Raw genomic sequence first — 21,984 nt, forward strand, 5'->3', positions numbered from 1 at the left:
GTCAATCATGTTGTCAAGACTGTTCAAACGCATCAAGAATGACTCGCCGCGAAATGCCAAGCTAGGAGGTTTTACCAGACGCCCCCACTTTGTGAGTGGGTTTACCTGGAAAACCTAGCTTGACAAGTTGGCGCAGGCCGCGTTTTCCTGCAGCCGGGCCAAATCATGTGGGCGAAAAGCAAGCGGATGGTATCGGTAAATTCGATTAAAGGAAATTTCGGGAGACTAAGGTGGCCAGTTCAAGTCCGAAAGGCATCGGGATCAGCATCGCTGGGCATTCGCCAGTCCCCCCGAGGACTCAAGCTGACGGTGCCAACCTTGGGCCCGTCGGGAACGCAGCTCCGTTTAAACTGGTTATGAAAGAAACGCCGGAAGAACGTATCTAACGTGTCGGCAATCTGTTGGCGAGTATAAGCTTGTGAGAAATCAGCTTGACTAGCGAGGAATAGTATTTTTTCGCGGCCGCAACCGTAGCGGACAAAATGATAAAGGAAAAAGTCATGCAATTCGTAAGGTCCCAGCACCGCTTCGGTATCTTGCTGGCTTTCACCATCCCGGCCCAGCGGGAGTAGCTCGGGTGTAATCGGCGCCGCGGCGATCGATTGTAGAATCGTGAACAATGGTCCCTCAGTCAGTTGGTCCGCCGCGTGGCGAACGAGAAAACGGACCAAAGTCTTGGGGATTGAACAGTTCACGTTGTACATCGACATGTGGTCGCCGTTATAAGTGCTCCATCCCAACGCTTGTTCGGAAAGATCCCCAGTTCCCAGCACAAAACCTTGATTCATCAACACCAGCGTGCGAACCCTGGCTTGCACGTTTTCAAAAGTCAGGTCGCCGCGGTCAGTCGCCAAGTTGCCCAAAGCGGCTTGGAATTGGTCGACCTTCAATTCGCTGGTATCAATGCCAAACGGGCGGTGGCCAAGTGCTCTGAAAGTATCCAAGCAGAGGGTGCGAATGTCGACGAGCCGGTGATCAACGCGCAGTAAGTTCATCAAGGTTTCAGCTCGCCGGCGCGTCGTTTCCGAAGTCCCAAAGCCAGGCATCGTCAGCCCGCTGATCCGCTGCCGTTCCCAGCCCAACGCATCACAGGCTTGGCAGGCGACCAGCAGGGCCAGCGTGCTGTCCAACCCACCGGAAACGCCGATTGCCAGCGAGAGGGAATCGGGTAGGCGAGTCAAACGCTTGGTCAAAGCGGCTACTTGAATGGCCAGAATCTCCTCACAGCGATGCCGCAGATCGGTCGCCGAAGCGGGCACAAAGGGCTGTGCCGCAATCGTCCGTCGCAGCTGCCACCGGCTGGCCCGACCCGCAGAATGTTCCGCCGCAGAATGTTCCGCCGCAGATCTCTGCGACTCAGAAGCTTGAGCGGCTTTGCCTGTGGCGACCGCCGACGGAACGACGGATGCGGCCGCGACGACGGGTGCGTTTGCGGAGACGTGGCGAAAGTTGCCAACGCGGTAACCGCGTGGATCGAGGAAGGTGTTTTGCAGGCGACGTTCGTGTGCCAACAGCTCCAGATCGACATCGGCGGTTAGTTGGACGTGCATATCGCTAGGTTGCGGCAAATTTTTTCCGTCTAGCGCCCGCTGGCTAGCCAGCGTCCGGCCATTCTCGGCGATCAAGCAATGGCCACTGAAGACCAAGTCGGTGGTCGACTCGGAGGGGCCCGCGCTGGCGTAGGCGTAGGCGGCCAGGCAGCGACCCGCTTGCGAGATCACCAGTTCGGTTCGCCACTCGGCTTTGCCGATCAACTCGTTGCTGGCCGAGAGGTTCAACAGCACTTGGGCACCGGCTAAGGCTTGGCGACTGGAAGGCGGGATGGGTGTCCATAAATCCTCGCAGATTTCGATTCCCACCAGCGCCTGACCGTAGGCCACTAGGAGATCGATGCCGAACGGTACCGCTTGATCGCCAAGCTGAATCGATTCAGGTTCTTGCCCCGTTGCTGGGCGGAACCAGCGAGTTTCGTAAAACTCGCGGTAACTGGGTAAGTGTTGTTTGGGAACGACAGCCAGCAGACGGCCTTGCTGGATCACGACAGCCGTGTTGTATAGCGCGGAGCCCACCTGCAGCGGACAGCCGACGACGATTAAGCCAGCGATTTGCCGGCTATCCTGGGCTAGTTTCAGAACGGCTGCGATAGCTTCGTTGAGCAACGCTTGTTGGGCAAATAAATCACCGCACGAGTAACCGGTGATGGCCAATTCGGGAAACAACAAAATATCCGCATCGGTTGCCAACGAGAGGGCAGATTGGATGGCTCGCAGATTTGCCTGCGGATTGGCGACAGAGACGCGAGGGCTGAAACAAGCGATCCGGAGGAAACCATGTGGGCCCATCGTGCGCGGGTCATCCGAAAGGGGCAAAGAAAGTATCAGCTACGTGGCGCTTATAGGTTATACACGCCGCAGGTGTAGGATGACGTGATGAAAGCGGATTTCCAAGCCGAGTGGAATAATCGGGCAACGTACCGTTTGGCGAACTGGCAACCGACAACCACCCACGTGACAACCAACGTTGCGGCTGAGTGCCGTGATGTCAACTTGGTCGAGGGCCACGCGGCGCAAGAGTAACTGCTGGCGGGAAACGTTGTTCTGCTGACGATCGGCGACCAACAGGCGATGATGGGGTGGGTAGTTAAGCGGCGGCAAGAGTGCTGGAGGGTGCGGTTCCCCCGTTCGCCGCCTACCCAACTCGCAAGGTGATTTGAGATGGCAACGAAAGTAATGGCGTCCCGCCACCGTCACGTTGGCAGTTAACGGAAAGGCTTGGTCGAGTTTTTCCAGATAGGCTTGCGTCCGCTCCTCAGCCGCCCCGGCGGAAGCGTCGGGAAATTGCTCGGCGACTAAATCCTCAATCGCCGGTTGATCGCCCCAATAACATCGCACAACCAATTCGTGACTGCCTAATTGCTCCAGCTCAACAAGACCAAAACCAAACTGCCGCAGGTGCTGGCGGTACCAAGTGAGCGTCAGCGGCAACTCCCCGGCCCCTTTACGCCAGCGAAACTCCAGGTCGGTCATCGCCAATTGCAGTAACGCAGGTGGAGGGAGTTGCTTGGATTTCGCTCCCCAGCGACAGTAGTCGAGCAGATTGGGAGGGCTAGCTGCGGTGAGCCATTCGTGCTCGAAGCGATCAAGCAGTGCGTCCTCAGAGGCGGGCTCGCAATAATTCTGCGGAGCATCGGAAGGAGCGTCTGAGGGGGAGTCGGAGGGAGCGTCAATCGGCAGGTCGGGCGGGTGGCTCACAGCGCATCTTCCGACATTAAAGACTGAGCGACGCGGCGAATGGTATCCGAGCGGCGTTGGACCCAACTGCGACTGTGCCCCAGGTGCTCGGAGATCTCCAAATCACTGTAGCCTTCCAGTCGAAGCAGCAGCACCGCTTTGGCGTCCGCGTCGGAGAGGTGTGCCAGCAAACGGTTTAACGATTCATCAGCGATCGCTTGCGCCAGCGGTGAAGGACCGCCGGCGGCCAGCGGCACGGGGCCATCGCCCTGCGAGCTGTCGTCACCAATCTGATCGACCGCAAGGATCGGTTTTCGTGGGCTGCGAGTTGGTCCATACATCCGACGGCGATACTTTGTCACCTTGCGGTCGACGATCTTTGCTACCAATCGCCACATGGCTACTTGGTCGGTAACGTCTCCGTAAGCCCCCCCGCGAACGCGATGGATCAGGCTATCGAGAGCACTGTTGGCGGCCACTTCACCATCGATGATCCGCCCCTCGCCGTCCCGCAAGTTTGCTTGAGCATGCAACACCGAACGGGCAAAATATTGTTTGTAGAGCTCATCGATGGCATCCATGGAGCCTTCGCGAACTCGCCGCAGGCAAGCGGTAAATTGCTCCAGTTCCTGCTCGCTGTCGCCGTCGTTGTCGCTGTTGCTGTTGTGCTGATTGTTGTCGTGCTTACTATCTCGCATCTGCCCCCCTGTGATCCAACCGTGAGCCGGAGGCGTTAAGCGTGCTGCGTCTGATAAACCTGAACAACGGTCTCCACCACGTCAATCAGCTGATCCAAACGGAAAGGCTTGTAAAGGATCGCTTTGGGGTGCAAACCGGCTTGCCGCGCTTTAACAATTGAATGCCCGGGGTCGTATCCAAACCCGGTCATCAATACCATCGGCACCGGACTCATGAACTTTTGCAAACGACACATCAACTGATATCCGCTGAAATCGGGCAAGCGAATATCGCTGATGATCACATCATAACGAAATTCGTCGCTGCCGCGGACCATCATGACCGCTTCGTTACCGATGTGAGCGGTTTCTACGATGCAGCCATAACGCTCCAGTAATTGATGGGCATCGTTTCGCACTTGTTCATCAGAGTCGACCACTAAGATGCGACGTTTCTCCAAAATCGCTCGCTGCGGCCCCTTCACGCCGGCGGGCACGGCGTCCAGTGGCGTCATCGTTTGACCCACTTGTTGGATCATCTGTTTTATGTCGCGAGCGTTTTGCAAAATTCGGCGGAGGCGATCGACCATTTCTCCCTCGTGGCCGATGTATCCCTCCATCACGTTGACCGCATCGTTGAGGATCTCGTCAACCGGCATCGCCACGGCGCTGTGAATCGCTTCGCAACTTTGTTGAGCCGTATTGGCTTTCTGAGCCACCAGCAACTCAAGAGTGTTCAGGGCGTGAGCCACGTCGCGGGCAAAGATTTCCAGGAACTGAATGTCACTAGTCGAAAAAGCGCCCACTTCAGGACTTTCCACGTTGATCGTTCCCAAAACTTGATCATGCAACATCAAGGGCACGGTCAGCGAGCTGTTGGCGCCAGCAATCCCGGGGATATAGAGCGGGTCGTTGCTGACATCTTCGCAGAGATAGCTATTTCCGGTGGCGGCCACGAATCCGGTAACGCCGTTGCCGTTGGGTTGAGCGAACAACTGGCGATCGGCCGCCTCTTGATCAATCCCCACGCTCAACAGGGGCATCAGGTAACCCGTCGCCTGCTCGAGCAGGCGAATCTCGATCACATCAAAATTCAGCAAGTCACTTAAGTAATGCCGAATGTTCTCCTTCAGCAGGTCAATCCGCTGATCAACATCCATTAAGAAAATCTCATCGGGCCTCAAGTCGGCCAATTGGCGACCGGCCAGATGAATCGCGGCCAGCTTTTGCTGCTGCAGAATCTCCTCGGTGATGTCGCTAACAGTGACGACTAAATGCTGAGGGCGAGCAAGCCTGCCAGCATCATTTGCCGTTCCGGCATCGGCAGTGGCGGGAGCCGCCATCAGCGGCGCGGCGTGGACCTGGAAAAAGCGATTGTCTTCCGTCCTCAACGTCATGCCGCTCGGCATGCCCGTGGCCATCGCCGTGTGGAAGGGACAGAAATCGGCGCCCATGATCTCGGGATTGGCCAACCCCTCGTAGAACTCGAGCCCGACCAGCGATTCCCGTCCGGCCCATGTTTCCAGCCGTCGGTTCGCCCACAAAATGCAACGTCGATCGTCGACCAGCGCGACGCCGTCGGGCATGTCCCGCAACATGTCGTCGCTCTGCTTAGTCAACAACAAATCTCTGCCCGACTCAAACCCATCCGCAGCGATCCGTATCTCCGCAAACGATTCGTGGGCCAACAAATGGAGCGCTGCGGCCGCGTTCTGCGCAGTTACGATCTCAGCGCGGTTCGCATCTCCGTTGAGATCGAACTGGCGCGGATCGCCTATTTGCAATATGCGTGGTAGCGGTTTCACGCGTTTTCCTCCCGCCGACGGTTCCAATCGGCAGCTTGCCTGTTGTCAGTATAGAAAACCTCGGCTAACTGCGAACATGTTCTCCTGGGTTTCACCCTTGGGGTGCCCCGTACACCACGCGCGATCAAGTAACTAAAGGAAGATTGGCCCCGCTTTAGTGGCAAACACTGGCGGTTTAATTCCCCCCAAGCCCATTTGCTCGGCTCAGAAAAACTTTTCTATTTTTCACAGAGATGCATGGGTCTGAGCTGGTCCTACGTAGCCGGTCGGGTCCCGGCCCAAACCATCTCCCCCCGCTTGCCCCCTTCCGCATGAGCAACTCGTCAACACATTCCGCGAGAAACATCTCCTTTTCTTCCCGTCAACAAGCGGTTTTTCCTTAGCACCAATGGTGGTGCGGGGGGGGTGTTCTGATAACTCTATTTACGACAAAAATGAAATGGCGGCGAAGAATGGCCGCTCATTTCCCCTGATTCCCCTACTTTAACTGACCGTTAACCGTTGACAGTCGTGTAATAGGGCCTACATTTGGGGACTAGCCATCAGTTTGGACTGTGGGCTCAACGATTAGCCGCTGGTCCCACATTGATAATCACTTCCTTGTTTTTCTTCAGCTGTCTCACCGTGGTGAGCCGTGTGGAGGGGTAAATTTGATGAGAGTTAAAGTTCTTAGTTTCGCCATGGGGGTTGCCGCTGTTGCACTTTCCGCAACGCAAGCCCTCGCTGGATGTGGAGATTGCGGCGGCTGTGCAACCGCCAGTCCCTGCGGCCAGACCAGCGTCTCCAGCGGCTGCGGTGGGACCGTCGTCAGCGGCGGTGCCATGGTTGTTGGTGAAGGGATGGCTGCCGACTGCGGCCCCACCTACACCACCAAAACCGTTTACGTGCCTCAGTACGTAACTGAAAAGCGGATCGTGACCAGCACCGAATATCGCAACGAACAGCGTGTTCGCATGGTCACCGTTTGCCGTCAAGTGCCACGCCAAGAAGAGCGTGAGCAAACCGTTGTGACCATGGTTCCTCAAGAGCAAGTGCGAGTTGAGAACTATCAGGTCGCCGTGCAAGTTCCTTACGTCGAAGACGTAACGTACACCGTGCAAAAGCCTGTTGTTGAGCAAGTTGAGCAATCATACCAAGTATGTGTTCCAGTGACTCAGCAAGTTGAGCAATCGGTTATGGTCGCAGAGCCATACACCGAGCAAATGGTGCAAAATTACACCGTGATGGTTCCTTACACCGAGCAAGTGAAGCAGGTGTACACCGTTTGCGTACCACAGGTCGAGCAAGTCGAGCAAACCTATCAAGTTTGCGTCCCCTACACCGAACCCGTTGTGCAAACATATACCGTTCAGGTTCCTTACACAGAGCCAGTTGAACAAACTTACACCGTGCAAGTGCCTCGTCAAGAAGTTCGCCAAGGCATGCGTACCGTCTGCAAGCAAGTTCCCGTAACCACCATGCGCACTCAGTGCGTCGATCAAGGTTACTGGACCACCGAAATGGTCGAAGTTGGCTGCGGTCAATCGGCCGGTTGTGGTAGCGGCGCCGGTTGCGGTGGCAGCGCCGGTTGCGGTGGCTGTGCAACCACCTCGGGCTGTGGTGACATGGTCGGGTACGCCGGCGGTTGCGGTACCACGCAAACCGTTTGCCGTCGCCGCTACGTCAGTAATCCCGTGACTGTGCAAACTCCTGTGACCACCTACCAAACTCAAATCGTCCAAGAGCCTTACGAGTACACCGTCACCACTTGCTCAACCGAAGTTCGCAAGCAAATGGTCGACGTGACCCGTTATCGCACCGAGCAACAACAACGTACGATCAACGTCACCAAGACCCGCATGGAAGTTCAAAAGCGAATGGTGCCTGTCACCCGCATGGTGACCGAGCAACGCGAACGCGTGCTCAACGTGCAACGTTGCCGCCCAGAAGTTCGTCAGCGCACTTACACCGTGCAAAAGTGCCGCATGGTTCCGCAAAAGCGTTTGGTCAATGTCACCAGGATGGAAATGCAAACCAAGCAACGATTGGTTAACGTGACTCGCTACGAAGCCGAACAAGTTGTCAAGCAAGTTCAAAGGGTTCGTTGCGAAATGCAAGACAAGCAACGTGAAGTCAAGTACGTCACGATGGTCCCCAACACCGACGTGCGTAAGGTCATGGTCACCGTTTACGACACCGTGAACGAGCAAGTTGAACAGCCGTACACAGTGTGTGTACCCTACCAAGTTCAAAAGGAAGTTGACGTGACCGTTTGCCGTCGCGTTCCCCAAACCGTTACCGTGCCAATGAGCAGCGGTTGCGGAAGCTGCGGCGGAGCTGTTTCCACCGGCGTTATCGTCTCCAGCGGCATGGCTGTTGGCAGCGGTTGCACCAGCTGCAACTGATCACTCCGCCGTATCGAACCTGAGTTGACCCCCGATCTTCAGGGGCGACCAGAGTAGATCGGCTGTGACCCTCCAGAGCCCCCACGCGTGTTCGCACGCGTGGGGGTTTTTTCGTTTCCGTTGCCTGAGCAGCGTCGAATCGAGATCCAGCATCGATTTCGCTATAATCGACAAAATCGTTTAACTCGCCAACTCGGCGGTGCCGATAGTCGACGTTATATGGATCCGTTCTCAACCATCATCGCCCCGCTATCGGCCGCCAAAGCCGCTCAGTCAGTCGCTCGCCCGCTGCTCAGCGCGGCTGGTGATTTCGCTCAGACGCTGGCTGGAGTTTGGCAGGCCGACTCCACCGCAGCCGAGCCGACAATCGACGCTCCAGATTCCGCCGGATTGCTGGAAAAAATTGGCCAGCGGCTGGCTGAAATCGTCGCCGCGGCGAAATTTCCCAGCAGCGGTACGATTGAGCTGGAACTCTCCCCGTTGGGCAATGTCTATCTCAATGAGAGTCAATTGGCGGGTCGGCAACTGGCGGATCGGCAGTTAGAAATGGCTCTGCAAGATGACGCTCAATTCATGGAGTTGTTGCAGCGTTGGGCGGGGGTTACCGAGCAGCGGAGCCTGAGCCTCCAGCTGCCCGCGAATCTCTGAGAGAGAACTTGACGATGCGGGCTGCTCCCAGTCATACTGTCGTCCGAGCCGGAGGGTATCCGAATTGGTGAGGAGGCTGATTCGAAATCAGTTGCCCCGCAAGGGGTTGCGGGTTCGAGTCCCGTGCCCTCCGCTTTCGTGACTGACGTAAGTCGATCGCGACAAAATAAAGAAAGCCGCCAGCAGAAGCAATTCCGCCGGCGGCTTTTTTTTGTTTTTCAATGTAAAGCGATTGCCCCCAATGTAGAGCGATTGTCCCCAATCGCTTGCGGTCCCAACAAACAGCTGGGGACAGCGGTTCTACAATGGCAAACAGCTGGGGACAGCGGTTCTACAATAACCAACAGCTGGGGACAGCGGTTCTACAATAGCAAACAGCTGGGGACAGCGGTTCTACAATAACAAACAGCTGGGGAATCAAACATGAAGACAATTATTATCTACGACAAACCGATGTGCTGCTCGACCGGCGTTTGTGGTCCCGATGTCGATCCGGTGTTGCCCAAGTTCGCTGCCGATCTCGATTGGTTGCAAGCGCAAGGTCACCAAGTCGAACGTTACAACTTGGCTCAGCAGCCTCAAGCTTTTATTGACAACAAAGCAATTCATCAACTGTTGAGTACGACTGGTACCGACTGTTTGCCCGTCGTGCAAATTGATGGCGAAATTGTTAGTCAACAGGTTTACCCCTCTCGCGAATCGCTCGCCGCTTGGGTTGGTAACACTCCCTCCCGGCCAGCGTTGCCGGTCGCTAAACCTGGCGGCGACTGCTGCAGCGGCGACTCAACCGGTTGCTGCTAAAGCTCTCCGCCGCCGTTGCCACGCCAGCGTCACTGAAACACAAAGCATTGTTCCGATGAAATTTCTCGAACGACCGACGCGGATTTTGTTCTTTACTGGCAAAGGTGGTGTCGGCAAGACATCGCTGGCTTGCGCCTCCGCGGTGCAGTTGGCCGATGCGGGGCAGCGGGTGTTGCTGGTCTCCACCGACCCGGCCTCCAATCTGGAGGAGGTGTTGGAGGTTAGCCTGGGAAATCGGCCTACCTCAGTGCCGCAGTTAGCAACGTTGTTCGCGATGAACATCGATCCTGAAAAATCGGCGGCTGAATATCGAGAGCGAATGGTCGGCCCCTATCGTGGTTTGTTGCCCGAGGCCGCGGTGGTGAGTATGGAGGAACAATTCTCGGGTTCTTGCACGCTGGAAATTGCCGCTTTCGATGAATTCTCAAGACTGCTGGGCGACAAAGAAGCGACATCCCAATTCGACTACGTGGTGTTCGATACGGCACCGACCGGGCATACGCTTCGATTGTTAACATTGCCATCCGCCTGGGATGGGTTCATGCAGCAGAATACGACGGGCACCAGTTGCTTGGGCCCGCTGGCAGGTTTGCAAGCCCAGCAGAAGCTCTATCAACAGTCGGTGCGGGCGCTCGGAGATGCAACAGTAACGACACTCGTTCTCGTTGCTCGCGCCGAACCGAGCGCTCTCCGCGAAGCAGCGCGCACCAGCGTTGAGCTTGCCGAGCTGGGGGTCGTGAATCAGCATCTGGTGATCAATGGTCTTTTCCAAGCGGTCGACGCGAACGACCCCTACGCGATTGCTCTACAGCAAAGAGGCAGCTCCGCATTAAACGCCATACCCGAGCAACTGCGAGCCTTGCCCCGCACGGTCGTGCCATTGCAGCCAAGTGGAGTTCTGGGCATCGAATCATTGCGCCAACTTGGTAAACCCGACTCGGTTGCTGCTTCCCCTGAAAGTATCACCCAAGGTACTTTGGAGCGGGCGACAGCATTGCCTTTGCTCGCCACGCTCATTGACGATCTGATCGCTCCCGGACACGGTGTCATTTTGGCGATGGGTAAGGGTGGTGTGGGCAAAACCACGGTGGCGGCCGCTGTGGCAGTGGCGATTGCCCAGCGGGGATACGAGGTCGATTTATCGACGACAGACCCGGCTGCTCACCTCGCCGCGGCGATAAACGACGAGTGTCTGCCAAATCTATCGGTCACTCGCATTGATCCGGTAGCCGAGACCGCCAAGTATTCCGCAGAGGTTTTATCGCGCGCAGGCGCTGGTCTTGATCAGCGAGGCAAAGCATTGCTTGAGGAGGACTTGCGTTCACCCTGCACCGCGGAGATCGCCGTGTTTAGAGCATTCGCCGATGCGGTTGCTGCCGGCACCAACAAATTTGTGGTGCTCGATACGGCGCCCACCGGCCACACGGTTCTGCTGCTCGATTCCGCGCTCGCTTACCATCGTGAAGTCACGAGGCAATCCAGTGAAATGCCGGCGGCGGTGGAAAACTTACTGCCGCGTCTCCGTGATCCCCATTTCACTCGGGTCCTAATTGTCACGCTGGCCGAAGCGACTCCAGTCCACGAGGCAGCCGCCCTGCAGCGAGACTTACGGCGGGCTGAAATTGAACCATACGCTTGGGTCGTTAATCAGGTGCTCAGCCCCCTACCGCTGACCGATCCGTTGTTGATCCAGCGTCAATGGCATGAGCAAAAGTACTTGCTGGAAGTGCAACAGTTGCACTCCAGCCGGGCGGCGATGGTGCCTTGGCAGATCGCGCCGCCAACCGGGCTGAGTGGCCTCAGTCGCCTGACCCAAAGTGATCTAACGACTTCGCAGCTCAACAAATCTACCTGAGCTGCAAATCTACCCAGGCTCATTGCGAATGACATCATGACTCAACCATCGTTTCTAAGAAAGTTTTCAGGGGCCTGCGGGCCGTGCGGTATCTCCTGCTGTTCGCCATCATTACCGCGGTTGTTTGGTATATTCGCAGCCAGCCCATCGCGGTGACCAGTCATAAAATTAGCCTAGGCCCAGTGGTGCACACCGTAATGGGGACCGGCATCCTCGAAGCACGCGTGCGGACAATCATTCGCCCAAAGATTTCTGGCCGCATCATTTCTTTTCCGAAGTGTCGTGCGCAATTGTTGGAACGCTGTAATAGGCTTGCAGGCAATAGGTAGAAAAACACGTCGTATAAAGCCTTCCCGCGCTCTCCGCCCAGCGGTCGCCTCCTGGAGACCAACTTCCTTTCTCCCGGCCCTCCGTCACCTGATTGGCCGGCAGTGCAACTCGCATCGTCTCGTTCCACTTTGTCCATGAATTACCACCTTGGTGACGCAGGAGCCTCGTGGCATAGTACCAATAGTAGACGTCGCGGTCACCGTAATCGAAAGCTGCGTCTGTCAATAGCGCCCCGATCCCGCGTTTTAACGCCATTTGATCTCGGTCCCAACTGATGTATCTTCGGCACAGCAAACCGGCAGCCGTCATGCTTGGATTTGGAAGAGGGTTGTTATGATGGTAGCGATAGGCACTTTTTTCGTCTGTCGACATAGTGTCGAGATATCGGTCGATGTTAATCCACACCGATTTTTCGACGGCCAGCCCCGCGTTGCGTCCACTCGTTAAGGCCGTGACGAACCATCCAGTCACTGACGTGTCCGAATCAATTCTCGGTTGGTAGCGCCAGCCGCCTTGGGGTGCCTGGGACGTCGTGATAAATTCGATCGCTAGCCTAGCTGGGGCCTTCAGTGTCGGATCCTCCGTGATGCGATACAAATCGCAAACGGCAATGGTTGCCAACGCCTGGGCATACATTTTTCCTTGCTTCGTTGTGCCATCGGCAAAAAAACCGCTGCGGTTTTGGAGCCGGAGGAGATAAAGAATTCCAGCGCGGACCACATTCTTATACACGCCCTGCCTATGCGTTTGCCCCTCACCGATAAAGGCAAGCAAAGCCATGGCCGTGGCCGCACACTCGTTTTCAACAAGCCCCCCATCACCGTACGGACCGCGCATACTCCATGCGCCGTCTCTTTTCTGGTTGCGTGCCAGCCATGCGAGACTGAGCGAGACTGCAGCCTGTGTTTTTTCTGTACCACCAAAAGATACGAGAAGCTCTTTTTTTGATGGAGCAACGGGCTTGAGTGTTCCTGCCTGGTCATCGGGCTCTGTGCTCAGGCGTTTCCGCAGCTGATCAATGCTGTTTTGCATGGCGATCCGGTCAAGCTCCTCGGTTTTCCCCGCCTTTGCACGCTCATACCAATCGATCGCATGCTGCGTGATAGCGTCGTTAAGCTTGCTCGACCGTGGGACGGTCGCGACAGCCTCAGCCCAGGCATCGGCAATCGCGCCGGGCGGCTCCATTTCCGCCTCCGCCCGCGCGGCATCGCGAAACGCCTTCTCCCCACTTTTCAGGAAACATTGAAGAGCCCTGGGCCAATCCGTGCCCTCGATCGCCAACCTTTGGCCGACGACGAAATTCGCGGCCGAATTTTCCGGATCTTCCGCGAGCACCTCGACAGCTCGTTCGTACTGAGCCTCCAACGACCTGCGGTTAAACAATTCGCTACCAAGAGCGGCGATTGATGCCTTGAGCTCGGGGTCGCCGTTGGCTGCCTTGACTGCGTTCCAAATGGCGGTCAGAAACTCAATCGACTGCTCCAACTCCAATTTTCCTCCGTCCGCGTGCTGTGTGGCAAGCTCTCGTGTGTCGGCGAGGAGTCGAGAGTCAATGAACTTACCGGGGGCTCGTTCTGCGAACGCAACATAACCGGTGCTACACGTTTTCCACTTGCTGATTCTGAATCGTTCAACGCGCAACGTGATGGCGGAGTGGAAAGAGTCTGCATCTCCCGCGGTTAAAGCGCGTTTCTCCGCTTCCAAGAGCAAAACATATCGCCTTCCCGCCGATGTGGTGTCTTTCTTTGCAAGTTCGAGGATCTTCTTTACCGACGCGACAATTGCCTTGTGATCCGAATCATCAGAGGGCGGAAATGCACGCAGGACAATCTCCTGAATCTTCGCCTGCTCCGCAGCTTCAGGAGGCGCAGACCTCGGGACGCTATTCTCCTGCGAGCAGGATGCCTCCATGGGTAAAATCGCGAACCATACGAACAAGTAAGCAAGCCGCATAAGGAAAAAACGACTTTCCATCGGGATGGTTACTCGAAAGACAAATTTCATTGCCGCTTTCTTTTGAATCGTGGTTCGATGATGTGGGAAGCCAATCCCAACATGCCAAAGACCCGAATTGCATAATAGTTGAGGTCGATTTCCCACCAACGATGTTGGACCGAAGCGCTCGACGGGTCGGCGTGGTGGTTGTTGTGCCAGCCCTCGCCGGCGGTCAACAATGTGACAAACCAGTTGTTGCGGCTGTCATCGTTCGTTTCATAGTTGCGGTAGCCAGAAATATGGCTCAATGAATTAACCGCCCATGTGATATGCCAAACCCAAACCGTGCGGACCACCACGCCCCAAACGAACACGCTGGCTGCCAATTGATAGGCTTGTGAAGTGTTACCATATAATCCTAGACAGATCGCCGTGGTGATCAGCCCGTAAACCAGAGCATGCGCCAAGTAGAAGATACCGGCCGGGCTGGGCAGCTTTTCAATCCAGCGATAGTAGGGATCGCCAAGGATATCTCGGGCGTACTTTTCATACATGCTGAACGTGGCCATGCGAGTGCGGTTTTCATGGACTAACCAACGCACGTGAGCCCACAAAAAACTGACGCGTGGCGAATGCGGATCCTGGTGGTGATCCGAATGCGAATGGTGCATGCGATGCCAAGCAACCCAGTGAGCCGGCGTCTCTTGAGCCGAGCACATTGCCAACGTCACCAGCGATCGTTCAAACCACTTGGTACAGCGAAAGCTGCGGTGCGTCAACAGTCGGTGATAACCGATCGGGATCGCCATTTGACCAAAGATCACGACCCCTGCCACGAATGCGATCACACCTGGCCAAGAAAAAAAGTAGGGCAATAGGGCCAGCAGGGCCAGGGCATGCAACACGGCAAAGAAAATCGCGTAGTCCCAGCGGATACGACTGGTGTCGGGCTTGCCGGCTGGCTTCGCATCGAGAGCTGGCCCATCTGCAAATTGCTCGCCCGGCTTTTGACGCGTTGCAGTTGACTCCCCGCTTGGGCGCGACAGCAGGTCGACCGTGTTTGTGTCAGTCGAATCCGAGACGGTCTGAAGGTCATTCGCCATAAAAAAAGCTTCACGAAAGAGTACCTTTTGGGTGGCTGTCGCCACCCACGAAAGAGGAGCCAGTCAATAGCTTAGCTGGTCCGCTGCCGTTTGTCGTGAGCTTGGCTCACAAAAGTCGCTAACCCGACGCTTGAACCGGCAAAAAATCATCGCCCTTTAACAATCGGGCGCTCTGTGAGGAGCGCCCCCGGACCGTCATTGGCGCTCGGTCTACACAAACGGCAATTCGTCGCCGAACCGGTTGCGAAACTGGAGAAAATCAACAAAGCCCACGCTGTCGTCTTGGTTGTAATCGAAGGCGGGCTCAAAATTGGGATCCTCTGCACCAGCGTCAAAGCTGCTGCGGAAGCCCAAGAAATCGACAAAGCCAACTTCGCGATCGCCGTTGATATCACCGAACAAACGATAGAATCCGTCGGCTTCCTCGTCACCGAAGAGGTAATCGCCGCCGTCGCCGTCACCAGACAGGCGACCTCCCGTGGCGCTGAAAATCTGATCGGCGTTGATTCGTAATTGGTAATTGCCGTCAGCCAGCGAACCAAAAGCAACCAGCGGCCCGGTAAAGCTCAGTGTGGCGACCGTTTTTCCGTCCACCAAACTTTCATCGACCACCACGCCGACGGTTGCTTGATCATCGCGGCGAATGACCTCGAAGGCGTTGGCTCCGAAGGCGACGGGCTGGTCGAATTGCACTGTGAGATTTTGCAGCATGCTGCGATCGTCATCGTTATCGGGCAGGTCGATCGATTCCACGATGATCGGTGCCGCAGCCTCGCCATGCACTCGTACTGACTTGTAGGCATGCGTCGAAATCTCATCAAAGATATCAACCACGTAGGCACGAATAAAACGCGGCCCAGTCTCGGTGCTGGTAGTGGAGAAGTTCACCGCGCGGAGTAGCGCGGTCACGGCTGGAATCGCCACCTCGCTGTTGAATTCGATGATAAGATCGTCGGGGGCCGACCCGCCGCTGGTGATCGTGCCAATGGCAGTACCGGCGAAACTGATCGCGTTGCCTTCAACTCCGATTTGTCCTTCGCCGTTGCCTTGGTCTTCAATCGTCAACAAGTCACCCTCGCGTCGACCTCCCTCCCAGATAAGACGCAGTTCGCCGGCGGGGCTGAAGAGGCTATCGAATTCGGCTGTTGCGTCGAGCTGCATTGGTTCGTTGCCAAGGCGATAAGCGACCGCTGGACCGGGCATGGTGACCGTGGTAAATCCGCCGGGATCATTCGAGACCGCCTCGATGTTAAATGTGTATTCGGGGAAATTGGGATCATTGGTGGGAATGCGCACCACTCCGAAAGACTTGCTGCCAAAGGTGTCAACACGGTCAATCCGCATCGTGGGACTACCGCTCGGATTGATTGATGTGGGGGCCGAAACAAGTATAAATCCATCGGGCACCATAGGGGTTCCTAGTTCCAGAACCGAATCACCAAAGTTTCGCAAAACAAAGGTACCACGGGGATTAACATAGGCCACCGGCGAAGTTAGACCCGACGGATGATGCTCTAATGATCCCAGGCCAAATACCGGCGGCGCATCGTCAGTTACGACCTCAAAATTGCGTTCCGCAATAACTTCACCATTAACCAATGTTCTTACTTGCCACGTTCCCAGGTGAGGCATCCATTGATTCGCAGGTATCGCCTGTCTCAAAATTGGTTTGCGCAACGCATCTTCGTGGGTCTCATCCGTCTGTTGGGCAATCGTTCCATTGGGGCGGGTGAAAATAATTGACGTTTCATCACCAGGGTTTAAGTGCGAAACGAATGTGGTGAAATTTGCATCGCGGAAGCGACCGTTATCTAATTTTTCAATGATCGGAAGTCCCTCTCGCAAGTAGGTCGAACTCGATCCTCCCAAGGAAACGATGCTAAATGCCGCATCCAACGCATAAGTTGGCAGTTCGGGTTGGTAGACTAATACAGTGGGATCGATGAAATAGGCCTCGGGTGCAACCATTGATTCCACAGGCATCCCCTGACGAAGCAGGGTAAATGCCAAGTGCGTACCATCGCTTGGACCGGAACTGCCCATGTTGCCGATGATTTGACCGGCAGTTACCTGATCACCCACGCTGACGGTCACCGAATCGCGAGCGAGTTGCGAGTAGCGTGTTTGCCAGCCATTCCCATGCTCGATAATCACGTAATTAGGCTGCGCGTTACCACTTCCAAATAGGAAGGGGTAGTTCCGATCAGTATTGCCATCAACCGCCTCTGAGACCACTCCGCCGGCCGCAGCCACGATACCGATGCCACGATCTTGGAATCCAAAGTGGGCCACACCGATGTCCCAGCCCACGTGCCCGTCGGTTTGATAAGCTCCCCCGGCAAAGTCTTCGGCTTGTCCGCTGCGGGGATCCATGTCACTGTAGTTGATCGTCACCAGAGGGATGTCTTCACGTTGTTCGACCGGATAGATCAGTTTCGCGGGCAAGTCGAGCGGCGCCGTGGGGACGAACGTCTGTGCAACGCTGTTATCGGTTTCGTCACTCTCGGCAATCTCACTACTCGAGTCGACCGAGACGAAGAGGAAATGCTGCTCGGTCTCGGCGTACCAGCCTTGCATCTCGGCGTACCAAGAACCACTTCCCGTCGCGTTCACGTTTTCCATGACCAACGGTACCCCGTTCATGGCAAACACAATATCAAAACGAGCTCCCTGGGGTACATTCTGCGTGGTGAAATTGACTCCCAGCTTTACCATTTGACCTTGCGGCAGATCATCTACCAATGTCCCATTTCCGTCTCGCAAGATTTGCGTGCTGGTGACGCGGATATTTGGTTCTGACGATTTGCCCGGGCCGCTTTTCAGGCTGTAGCTACCATCGGCAAAAGGCACATCTTTTACCCGTCGAAAAGTCGCCTGTGTGAATGATGATTTCGCCGGGACTGGGGTGGGTCGGTATGCGTGAACTTCCAACTGCGGAGCCACTTCCGCTCCGCCAGGGGTTGCATTAACAGTGGGAGCATCGTTGGCAGGAGCATCTCCCAGCTCCGCAAGTAACGCCGCGGTCAACAGGTTTCTATTCTCCAGGGTCTCGAATCTTCTGGAGACACCGCGACGTCTTTTCATTGGGTAGTTCATCAAATTCACTCCAGGAAGTAATGAGAAATACAAATTCATCAATTCAATGTGGTAGCGACCCGGGGCGCCGTTTTTTGTTGCCAGACAACCAGATAGCGAACTCGGTCCGCTTCTTGGTACGATGCCAGGCCGACGGGGTGGTAGCCAGCTTTTCTTTTCTCCACTAGCATTGCTTCCAAGTTGGATGCTGATAAATCCGTCTCCAATTCCCACTCATAGCCAGCCGAGTTTTCGCGAAACGTACAAGCGATGCGAAGTTCGGGAGTGCCGGTGTGCAATTGGAGAAAATGCAATCGCCAGCCACGCGCGCGGTACTTGTCGGCTTTCGCAATGAAGTCTGCGAGTGTTAGATCGGCATAGGGGTGATTCCCAACACCAGGTCGACTGACTTGCAAATAGTGGCTGTTTCGCGTTCCACCTGAGTAGGCGACGCAGATGGAATTGATCAGCTGGCCTTGGCGACTGTTCGCCGTGATCACAGGCTGTACATTTCGCCGCCAGATGTTCCATGTTCCCCACCGGCCGCCTTCTTTGGCGATCCATAGTGAGAGCCCCGCACACTTTGCGGGAACAACTCCGGTGGTGGGAATGGTTGTTCTCCAGAATGTGCCGTAACCGCCTTTCATACGATTGTAATCTTGGCCGGCTTCAACATCATTGTTGAAACGATTGAGACGCCACCGCAAATTGGGCGGACATTCGCGCGCCAGTGCGTCGTAGATTGGCTCCTCGGCACCGGAGCGCAAATTGATTGCCGTGGGAACCAGCTTGCCGCGAAGGCCCGTTAGCCATTCTTGAAACTGTTCGGTAGTAGCACCGTGTAAGACTGAGAAGTCGCCCACCTCGGCGGTCAAATTTGGAGCATGGACGCGTGGTAGCGTGGCGACGTCCATGGCCAATCGGATGCCGGTTGTAGCCGCGGGCACTTCGTCAATGGCTAAGCGTCGCCGGGCTGCGGAGCGAGCCAGGTCGGCGGCGTTGTCCCAATCGCCACCTCGTACGATCACCAGAGATGATGCTGTGGCAAGCCCTTCGGCCGGCACATCCTGGCTGGTGGAAAGCGCATCCGCAACGAGCTCGCCGACATTGCCATGCACATCATGCAGACCGAAGGGGTTCGCGACCCCCGTGGCAACAACGCGGGGTGTTGTTCGTTGCTTGGCAAAATTGTCTTGCGGCGAGATGGACGCAGGGTCCTGGCCGTACCAAAACGGTGCTGCGGAGCCGGCTCGGCAAGCCAGCTCCCATTCTGTTTCGGTGGGCAACCGATAACCTAGTTTCACGCTAGCCGCCTCGCTGCCGCTGGATGCTGTGGGGAGACGCCAACGCGAGTTCAGTCGTTTCAAAAATTCGTTGGTTGCTTGCCACGAAACCGACTCGACAGGAAACGCGTCGGTGTCGAGGCCGGCGACTTGTGGGGCCCCTCCGCCGCTCTCGCTGAAGTACGAAGGGTGATACGACATGACGCTATCAAATTGCAGCTGCGTCAGTTCGGTGGATGCTAGATAGAAGGGGCGTGTGCTGCCTGCAGAGGATTCTCCAGGCGGAATGAGCCGGAAGGTGATACCCAGCGTGTCAGTGAACTCGACCGGTGTTTGCAAGTAATCGGCCCACTGCTCTTGCAGCGAGACCGCTTGAAAACGATCGAACGGAGCAATGGCCGCTAGGGGGGCATCCGCCGGGAACAGCTTATGAGTGGCGGTATTGGTGGAATCGCCTGCGGTAGTTTCTGGCCGTTTAGCGGGAGTAGATGTTGCCGGCGGAGCCGCACGGCTCGGCGTGGAAGCCGCGGTTGAAGACGGACCATCGGCTTTGTCGCTGACGGGTTGTTCCGTGACGGGTTGTTTCTGTACGAACGAGGGAGCGGGCACTAATTGATCCATCCAGCGTCGCACGACGGAACCCTCAACAAAATAGAAAGCCATTAAGGGCAGTAGGATGAAGGCAAGACGCAGCACGCGGGCAAGTACGTGAGGGCGTTGCCGCCGCACCACCAATCGTTTATCGATCAGCCTCGGGATCGTGGTTGTCGCCTCGCTTGGTGCAGGTGGCGTCGCCAATTCACCCGCGATTCCGGCGGCTATAATTTCGCCCACTTCGCTGGAGGATTGGATTCGTTCCGCTGGATCCTTTCGCATCAGACGCTCCACCAGGTCGCACAGCCAAGTCGGACAATCGGGAACGATCTCGGGAATGGGCCGCGGCGTCGCTTGGGCAACTCGCATTAGCACCCCCACCATGCTGTTGGCGCGAAACGGGGGGCGACCGGTAATCATCACATACAACACGCTGCCGAGACTGAAGAGGTCGGCTCTGTCGTCGACCGTCGCCAAGGTGGCTTGCTCGGGTGACATATACATCGGAGTCCCAGCAATGACTCCCGTGCGAGTCATGCTGGCATCCTCGACGGAGCGAGCGAGTCCAAAATCGGTTAGCACGGCGCGGAGGTTTGTCGTGTATTCGAGCAGGATATTGGCTGGTTTGATATCGCGATGAATCACCCCTTGAGCGTGTGCGGCAGTCAATGCCAAGGCCAGTTGCCTGGCGATGTCGAGCAGTTCGTCGAGTTCCAGGGGCCCATCCACATGGATGCGGTCTTGCAGCGTCGGGCCGGGCACCAATTCCATCACCAGGAACGGCAGCGGTTCGCTTTCCACCGCATAAATATGCACTAGATTTGGATGTCGCACGGCGGCCAAGGCGCGTGCTTCGCGGAGAAATCGTTTTCGTGGTGGCGAGGTTTGAGCCAACACGGGATGGAGCACTTTGATCGCGACTTGACGCGTTAGCTTGGTATCGGTGGCTTGCAGCACAATGCCAAAGCTACCGACGCCCAGCACCTTGTGCACTTGATAGTGTTGCAACTCACCTAACACACCTGGGACTGAGGATGGTGCGAGGAAGCTGAGATCGGGCATCGGGGGGGCGGGTGGGTCGGCAGATAGATATTCCTCGGCAGGGCACGCTTCGCTTTCATCAAAGTCCGAGGATGTGCTGAAGGATGCCGGCTGAGCCAAGGGGATTCCAATTCCCGCAAATTGATCTTCCATGGCGGGGGATTCGAGAAAGTCTCCACTGCGACTATCGGCCAGCAGCAGCAACTCAATCCGCTGCCGCAAGCTTGCGTTTCCCTGACACGCTTCGTCAAGAAAGCTAGCTCGACGAGCAGGGTCCCCGATAGCGAGTGCGGAGAGGAATATCTTCCGCTCTGACACTTGAGATGTCGCTGTCGATCGGCTGGGATGTTTGGAGAGAGACAATGAACCGATTGCCAAGCCGCGAATGGTAGGTGCAAGAAAGGATGCTGTGGGTTAGCCTCGCAGCATCGTCGCGCGGGGCTCACATAGGTATGCGACAACCAGAGATCGATTCCGCAAAATCTTTAAATTTTTTCTGCGGTGGCTTTTTGACCAGCAACTTGTGATCATCTGCTATCGATCAGTTTGGCGATGAAGCTGACTGCTGCGGGGGGGCGAAGATTTCGGCGTGTAACCAAGCGCGGGCATACGCCCACAGGCCGTCCACCGAACGAGTCGAGAGGCCCAGCACCCGGGCTGTCTGGGCGATCGTCAGTTCAGAAAAGAATCGCAGCTCGACGATTTCGGCCGCGATTGGGTCCACCTTGGCAAAGCGAGAAAGCGCGTCGTCGAGCGCCAATACATAGTCGGCGTTTTGCAGTCGCTCACGCTCTGATCGATCAAGCTGATCTTCCAGCGGCACCCGCTGCCAGTTACCACCGCGCTTGAGACGCTTTTTGCCGCGGGCGTGATCGACCAAGATGTGCCGCATCGCCCTTGCCGCGGCTCCGAAAAAATGATCGAGGTCGTCCCAGCTGGAGGTCGCGTTTGGCTTGCCAATCAGCTGCAAGTAAACTTCGTGCACGAGGGCCGTCGGTTGCAGCGTGTGGTCGGGAGCTTCTTTGCGCAGTTGTTTTTGCGCAAGCCGCCGCAGACGCTGGTAGATCAACGGCAGCAAGTCCTTTCTGGCTTGTTGGTCACCTTGAGAGACGCGTTGCAACAAATCGTCGGCTAGCTGATTGGTCTCGGTAAACTCTTCTGCCACACTGAACCTCGATGGAAAGTCGAATCATCATGAAGCCGAGCCGCCAGATAGCCTCCCA

General features: G+C 56.3%; 13 protein-coding genes and 1 tRNA gene. 5 read left to right on the forward strand and 9 right to left on the reverse strand.

The genetic code is table 11. From position 1 onward, the window contains the following. Window positions 1–239: 239 nt before the first annotated feature. From SH139x_RS26220 to SH139x_RS26235, 4 genes are read right to left on the reverse strand one after another with little or no spacing between them, the layout of a single operon-like run. A complete protein-coding gene (locus SH139x_RS26220) occupies window positions 240–2,342 on the reverse strand; it encodes an NAD(+) synthase (RefSeq protein WP_488352691.1) in 2,103 nt (700 codons plus the stop codon). A gap of 57 nt (window positions 2,343–2,399) precedes the next feature. Next, entirely contained in the window at window positions 2,400–3,251 is an 852-nt protein-coding gene (locus tag SH139x_RS26225) for a hypothetical protein (protein WP_488352692.1), read from the reverse strand. Next, complete coding sequence (locus SH139x_RS26230) at window positions 3,248–3,928, reverse strand: ECF-type sigma factor (RefSeq protein ID WP_488352693.1); 681 nt, start codon at window positions 3,926–3,928, stop codon at window positions 3,248–3,250. Before SH139x_RS26230 ends, SH139x_RS26225 begins: the two co-directional genes overlap by 4 nt. A 35-nt stretch (window positions 3,929–3,963) precedes the next feature. Further along, window positions 3,964–5,712, reverse strand: coding sequence for a response regulator (locus SH139x_RS26235; RefSeq protein WP_488352694.1), 1,749 nt, complete (start codon window positions 5,710–5,712; stop codon window positions 3,964–3,966). Window positions 5,713–6,365: 653 nt separating this feature from the next. Between SH139x_RS26235 and SH139x_RS26240 the strand changes: the two genes are divergently transcribed. The 5 genes from SH139x_RS26240 (at window position 6,366) to arsA (ending at window position 11,400) form a co-directional block, all read left to right on the forward strand. Further along, window positions 6,366–8,096 (forward strand): hypothetical protein, encoded by a 1,731-nt coding sequence (locus SH139x_RS26240; protein ID WP_488352695.1) that lies wholly within the window; start codon window positions 6,366–6,368, stop codon window positions 8,094–8,096. A gap of 87 nt (window positions 8,097–8,183) precedes the next feature. Further along, window positions 8,184–8,744: a hypothetical protein gene (locus tag SH139x_RS26245; RefSeq protein WP_488352696.1), complete on the forward strand. Its 561-nt coding sequence runs from the start codon at window positions 8,184–8,186 to the stop codon at window positions 8,742–8,744. A gap of 50 nt (window positions 8,745–8,794) precedes the next feature. Next, a tRNA-Ser gene (locus tag SH139x_RS26250) sits at window positions 8,795–8,877 on the forward strand. 290 nt (window positions 8,878–9,167) lie between these two features. Further along, window positions 9,168–9,545 (forward strand): arsenite efflux transporter metallochaperone ArsD, encoded by a 378-nt coding sequence (gene arsD, locus SH139x_RS26255; RefSeq protein WP_488352697.1) that lies wholly within the window; start codon window positions 9,168–9,170, stop codon window positions 9,543–9,545. Window positions 9,546–9,600: 55 nt separating this feature from the next. Further along, window positions 9,601–11,400 carry an arsenical pump-driving ATPase gene (gene arsA / locus SH139x_RS26260; RefSeq protein ID WP_488352698.1) on the forward strand — a complete coding sequence of 600 codons (1,800 nt, stop codon included), beginning with the start codon at window positions 9,601–9,603 and terminating at the stop codon, window positions 11,398–11,400. A 261-nt stretch (window positions 11,401–11,661) separates the two neighbouring features. Here arsA and SH139x_RS26265 read toward each other — a convergent pair whose 3' ends face one another. The 5 genes from SH139x_RS26265 to SH139x_RS26285 all read right to left on the reverse strand — a co-directional run bounded on the left by SH139x_RS26265 (window position 11,662) and on the right by SH139x_RS26285 (window position 21,926). Further along, the gene (locus SH139x_RS26265) at window positions 11,662–13,065 is read right to left on the reverse strand and encodes a prenyltransferase/squalene oxidase repeat-containing protein (protein WP_488352699.1); all 1,404 of its coding nucleotides are present in this window, start codon (window positions 13,063–13,065) and stop codon (window positions 11,662–11,664) included. A gap of 665 nt (window positions 13,066–13,730) precedes the next feature. Then, window positions 13,731–14,768, reverse strand: a complete 1,038-nt coding sequence (locus SH139x_RS26270) for an acyl-CoA desaturase (protein ID WP_488352700.1) — start codon at window positions 14,766–14,768, stop codon at window positions 13,731–13,733. 210 nt (window positions 14,769–14,978) lie between these two features. Then, the gene (locus tag SH139x_RS26275) at window positions 14,979–17,864 is read right to left on the reverse strand and encodes a M23 family metallopeptidase (RefSeq protein WP_488352701.1); all 2,886 of its coding nucleotides are present in this window, start codon (window positions 17,862–17,864) and stop codon (window positions 14,979–14,981) included. A gap of 38 nt (window positions 17,865–17,902) precedes the next feature. Then, entirely contained in the window at window positions 17,903–20,983 is a 3,081-nt protein-coding gene (locus SH139x_RS26280) for a bifunctional serine/threonine-protein kinase/formylglycine-generating enzyme family protein (protein WP_488352702.1), read from the reverse strand. A gap of 319 nt (window positions 20,984–21,302) precedes the next feature. Next, window positions 21,303–21,926 carry an ECF-type sigma factor gene (locus tag SH139x_RS26285; protein ID WP_488352703.1) on the reverse strand — a complete coding sequence of 208 codons (624 nt, stop codon included), beginning with the start codon at window positions 21,924–21,926 and terminating at the stop codon, window positions 21,303–21,305. Window positions 21,927–21,984 lie beyond the last annotated feature (58 nt).

Source organism: Kothea flammea (assembly GCF_052161645.1).
Classification (GTDB): Bacteria; Planctomycetota; Planctomycetia; order Pirellulales; family Pirellulaceae; genus Laterigemmans.

Excerpts from the sequence above, each read along its gene's own strand:
- SH139x_RS26220 (WP_488352691.1), bottom strand. The coding sequence starts at position 2,342 with ATGGGCCCACATGGTTTCCTCCGGATCGCTTGTTTCAGCCCTCGCGTC.
- SH139x_RS26270 (WP_488352700.1), bottom strand. The coding sequence starts at position 14,768 with ATGGCGAATGACCTTCAGACCGTCTCGGATTCGACTGACACAAACACG.
- arsD (WP_488352697.1), top strand. The coding sequence starts at position 9,168 with ATGAAGACAATTATTATCTACGACAAACCGATGTGCTGCTCGACCGGC.
- SH139x_RS26240 (WP_488352695.1), top strand. The coding sequence starts at position 6,366 with ATGAGAGTTAAAGTTCTTAGTTTCGCCATGGGGGTTGCCGCTGTTGCA.
- SH139x_RS26275 (WP_488352701.1), bottom strand. The coding sequence starts at position 17,864 with ATGAACTACCCAATGAAAAGACGTCGCGGTGTCTCCAGAAGATTCGAG.
- SH139x_RS26230 (WP_488352693.1), bottom strand. The coding sequence starts at position 3,928 with ATGCGAGATAGTAAGCACGACAACAATCAGCACAACAGCAACAGCGAC.
- arsA (WP_488352698.1), top strand. The coding sequence starts at position 9,601 with ATGAAATTTCTCGAACGACCGACGCGGATTTTGTTCTTTACTGGCAAA.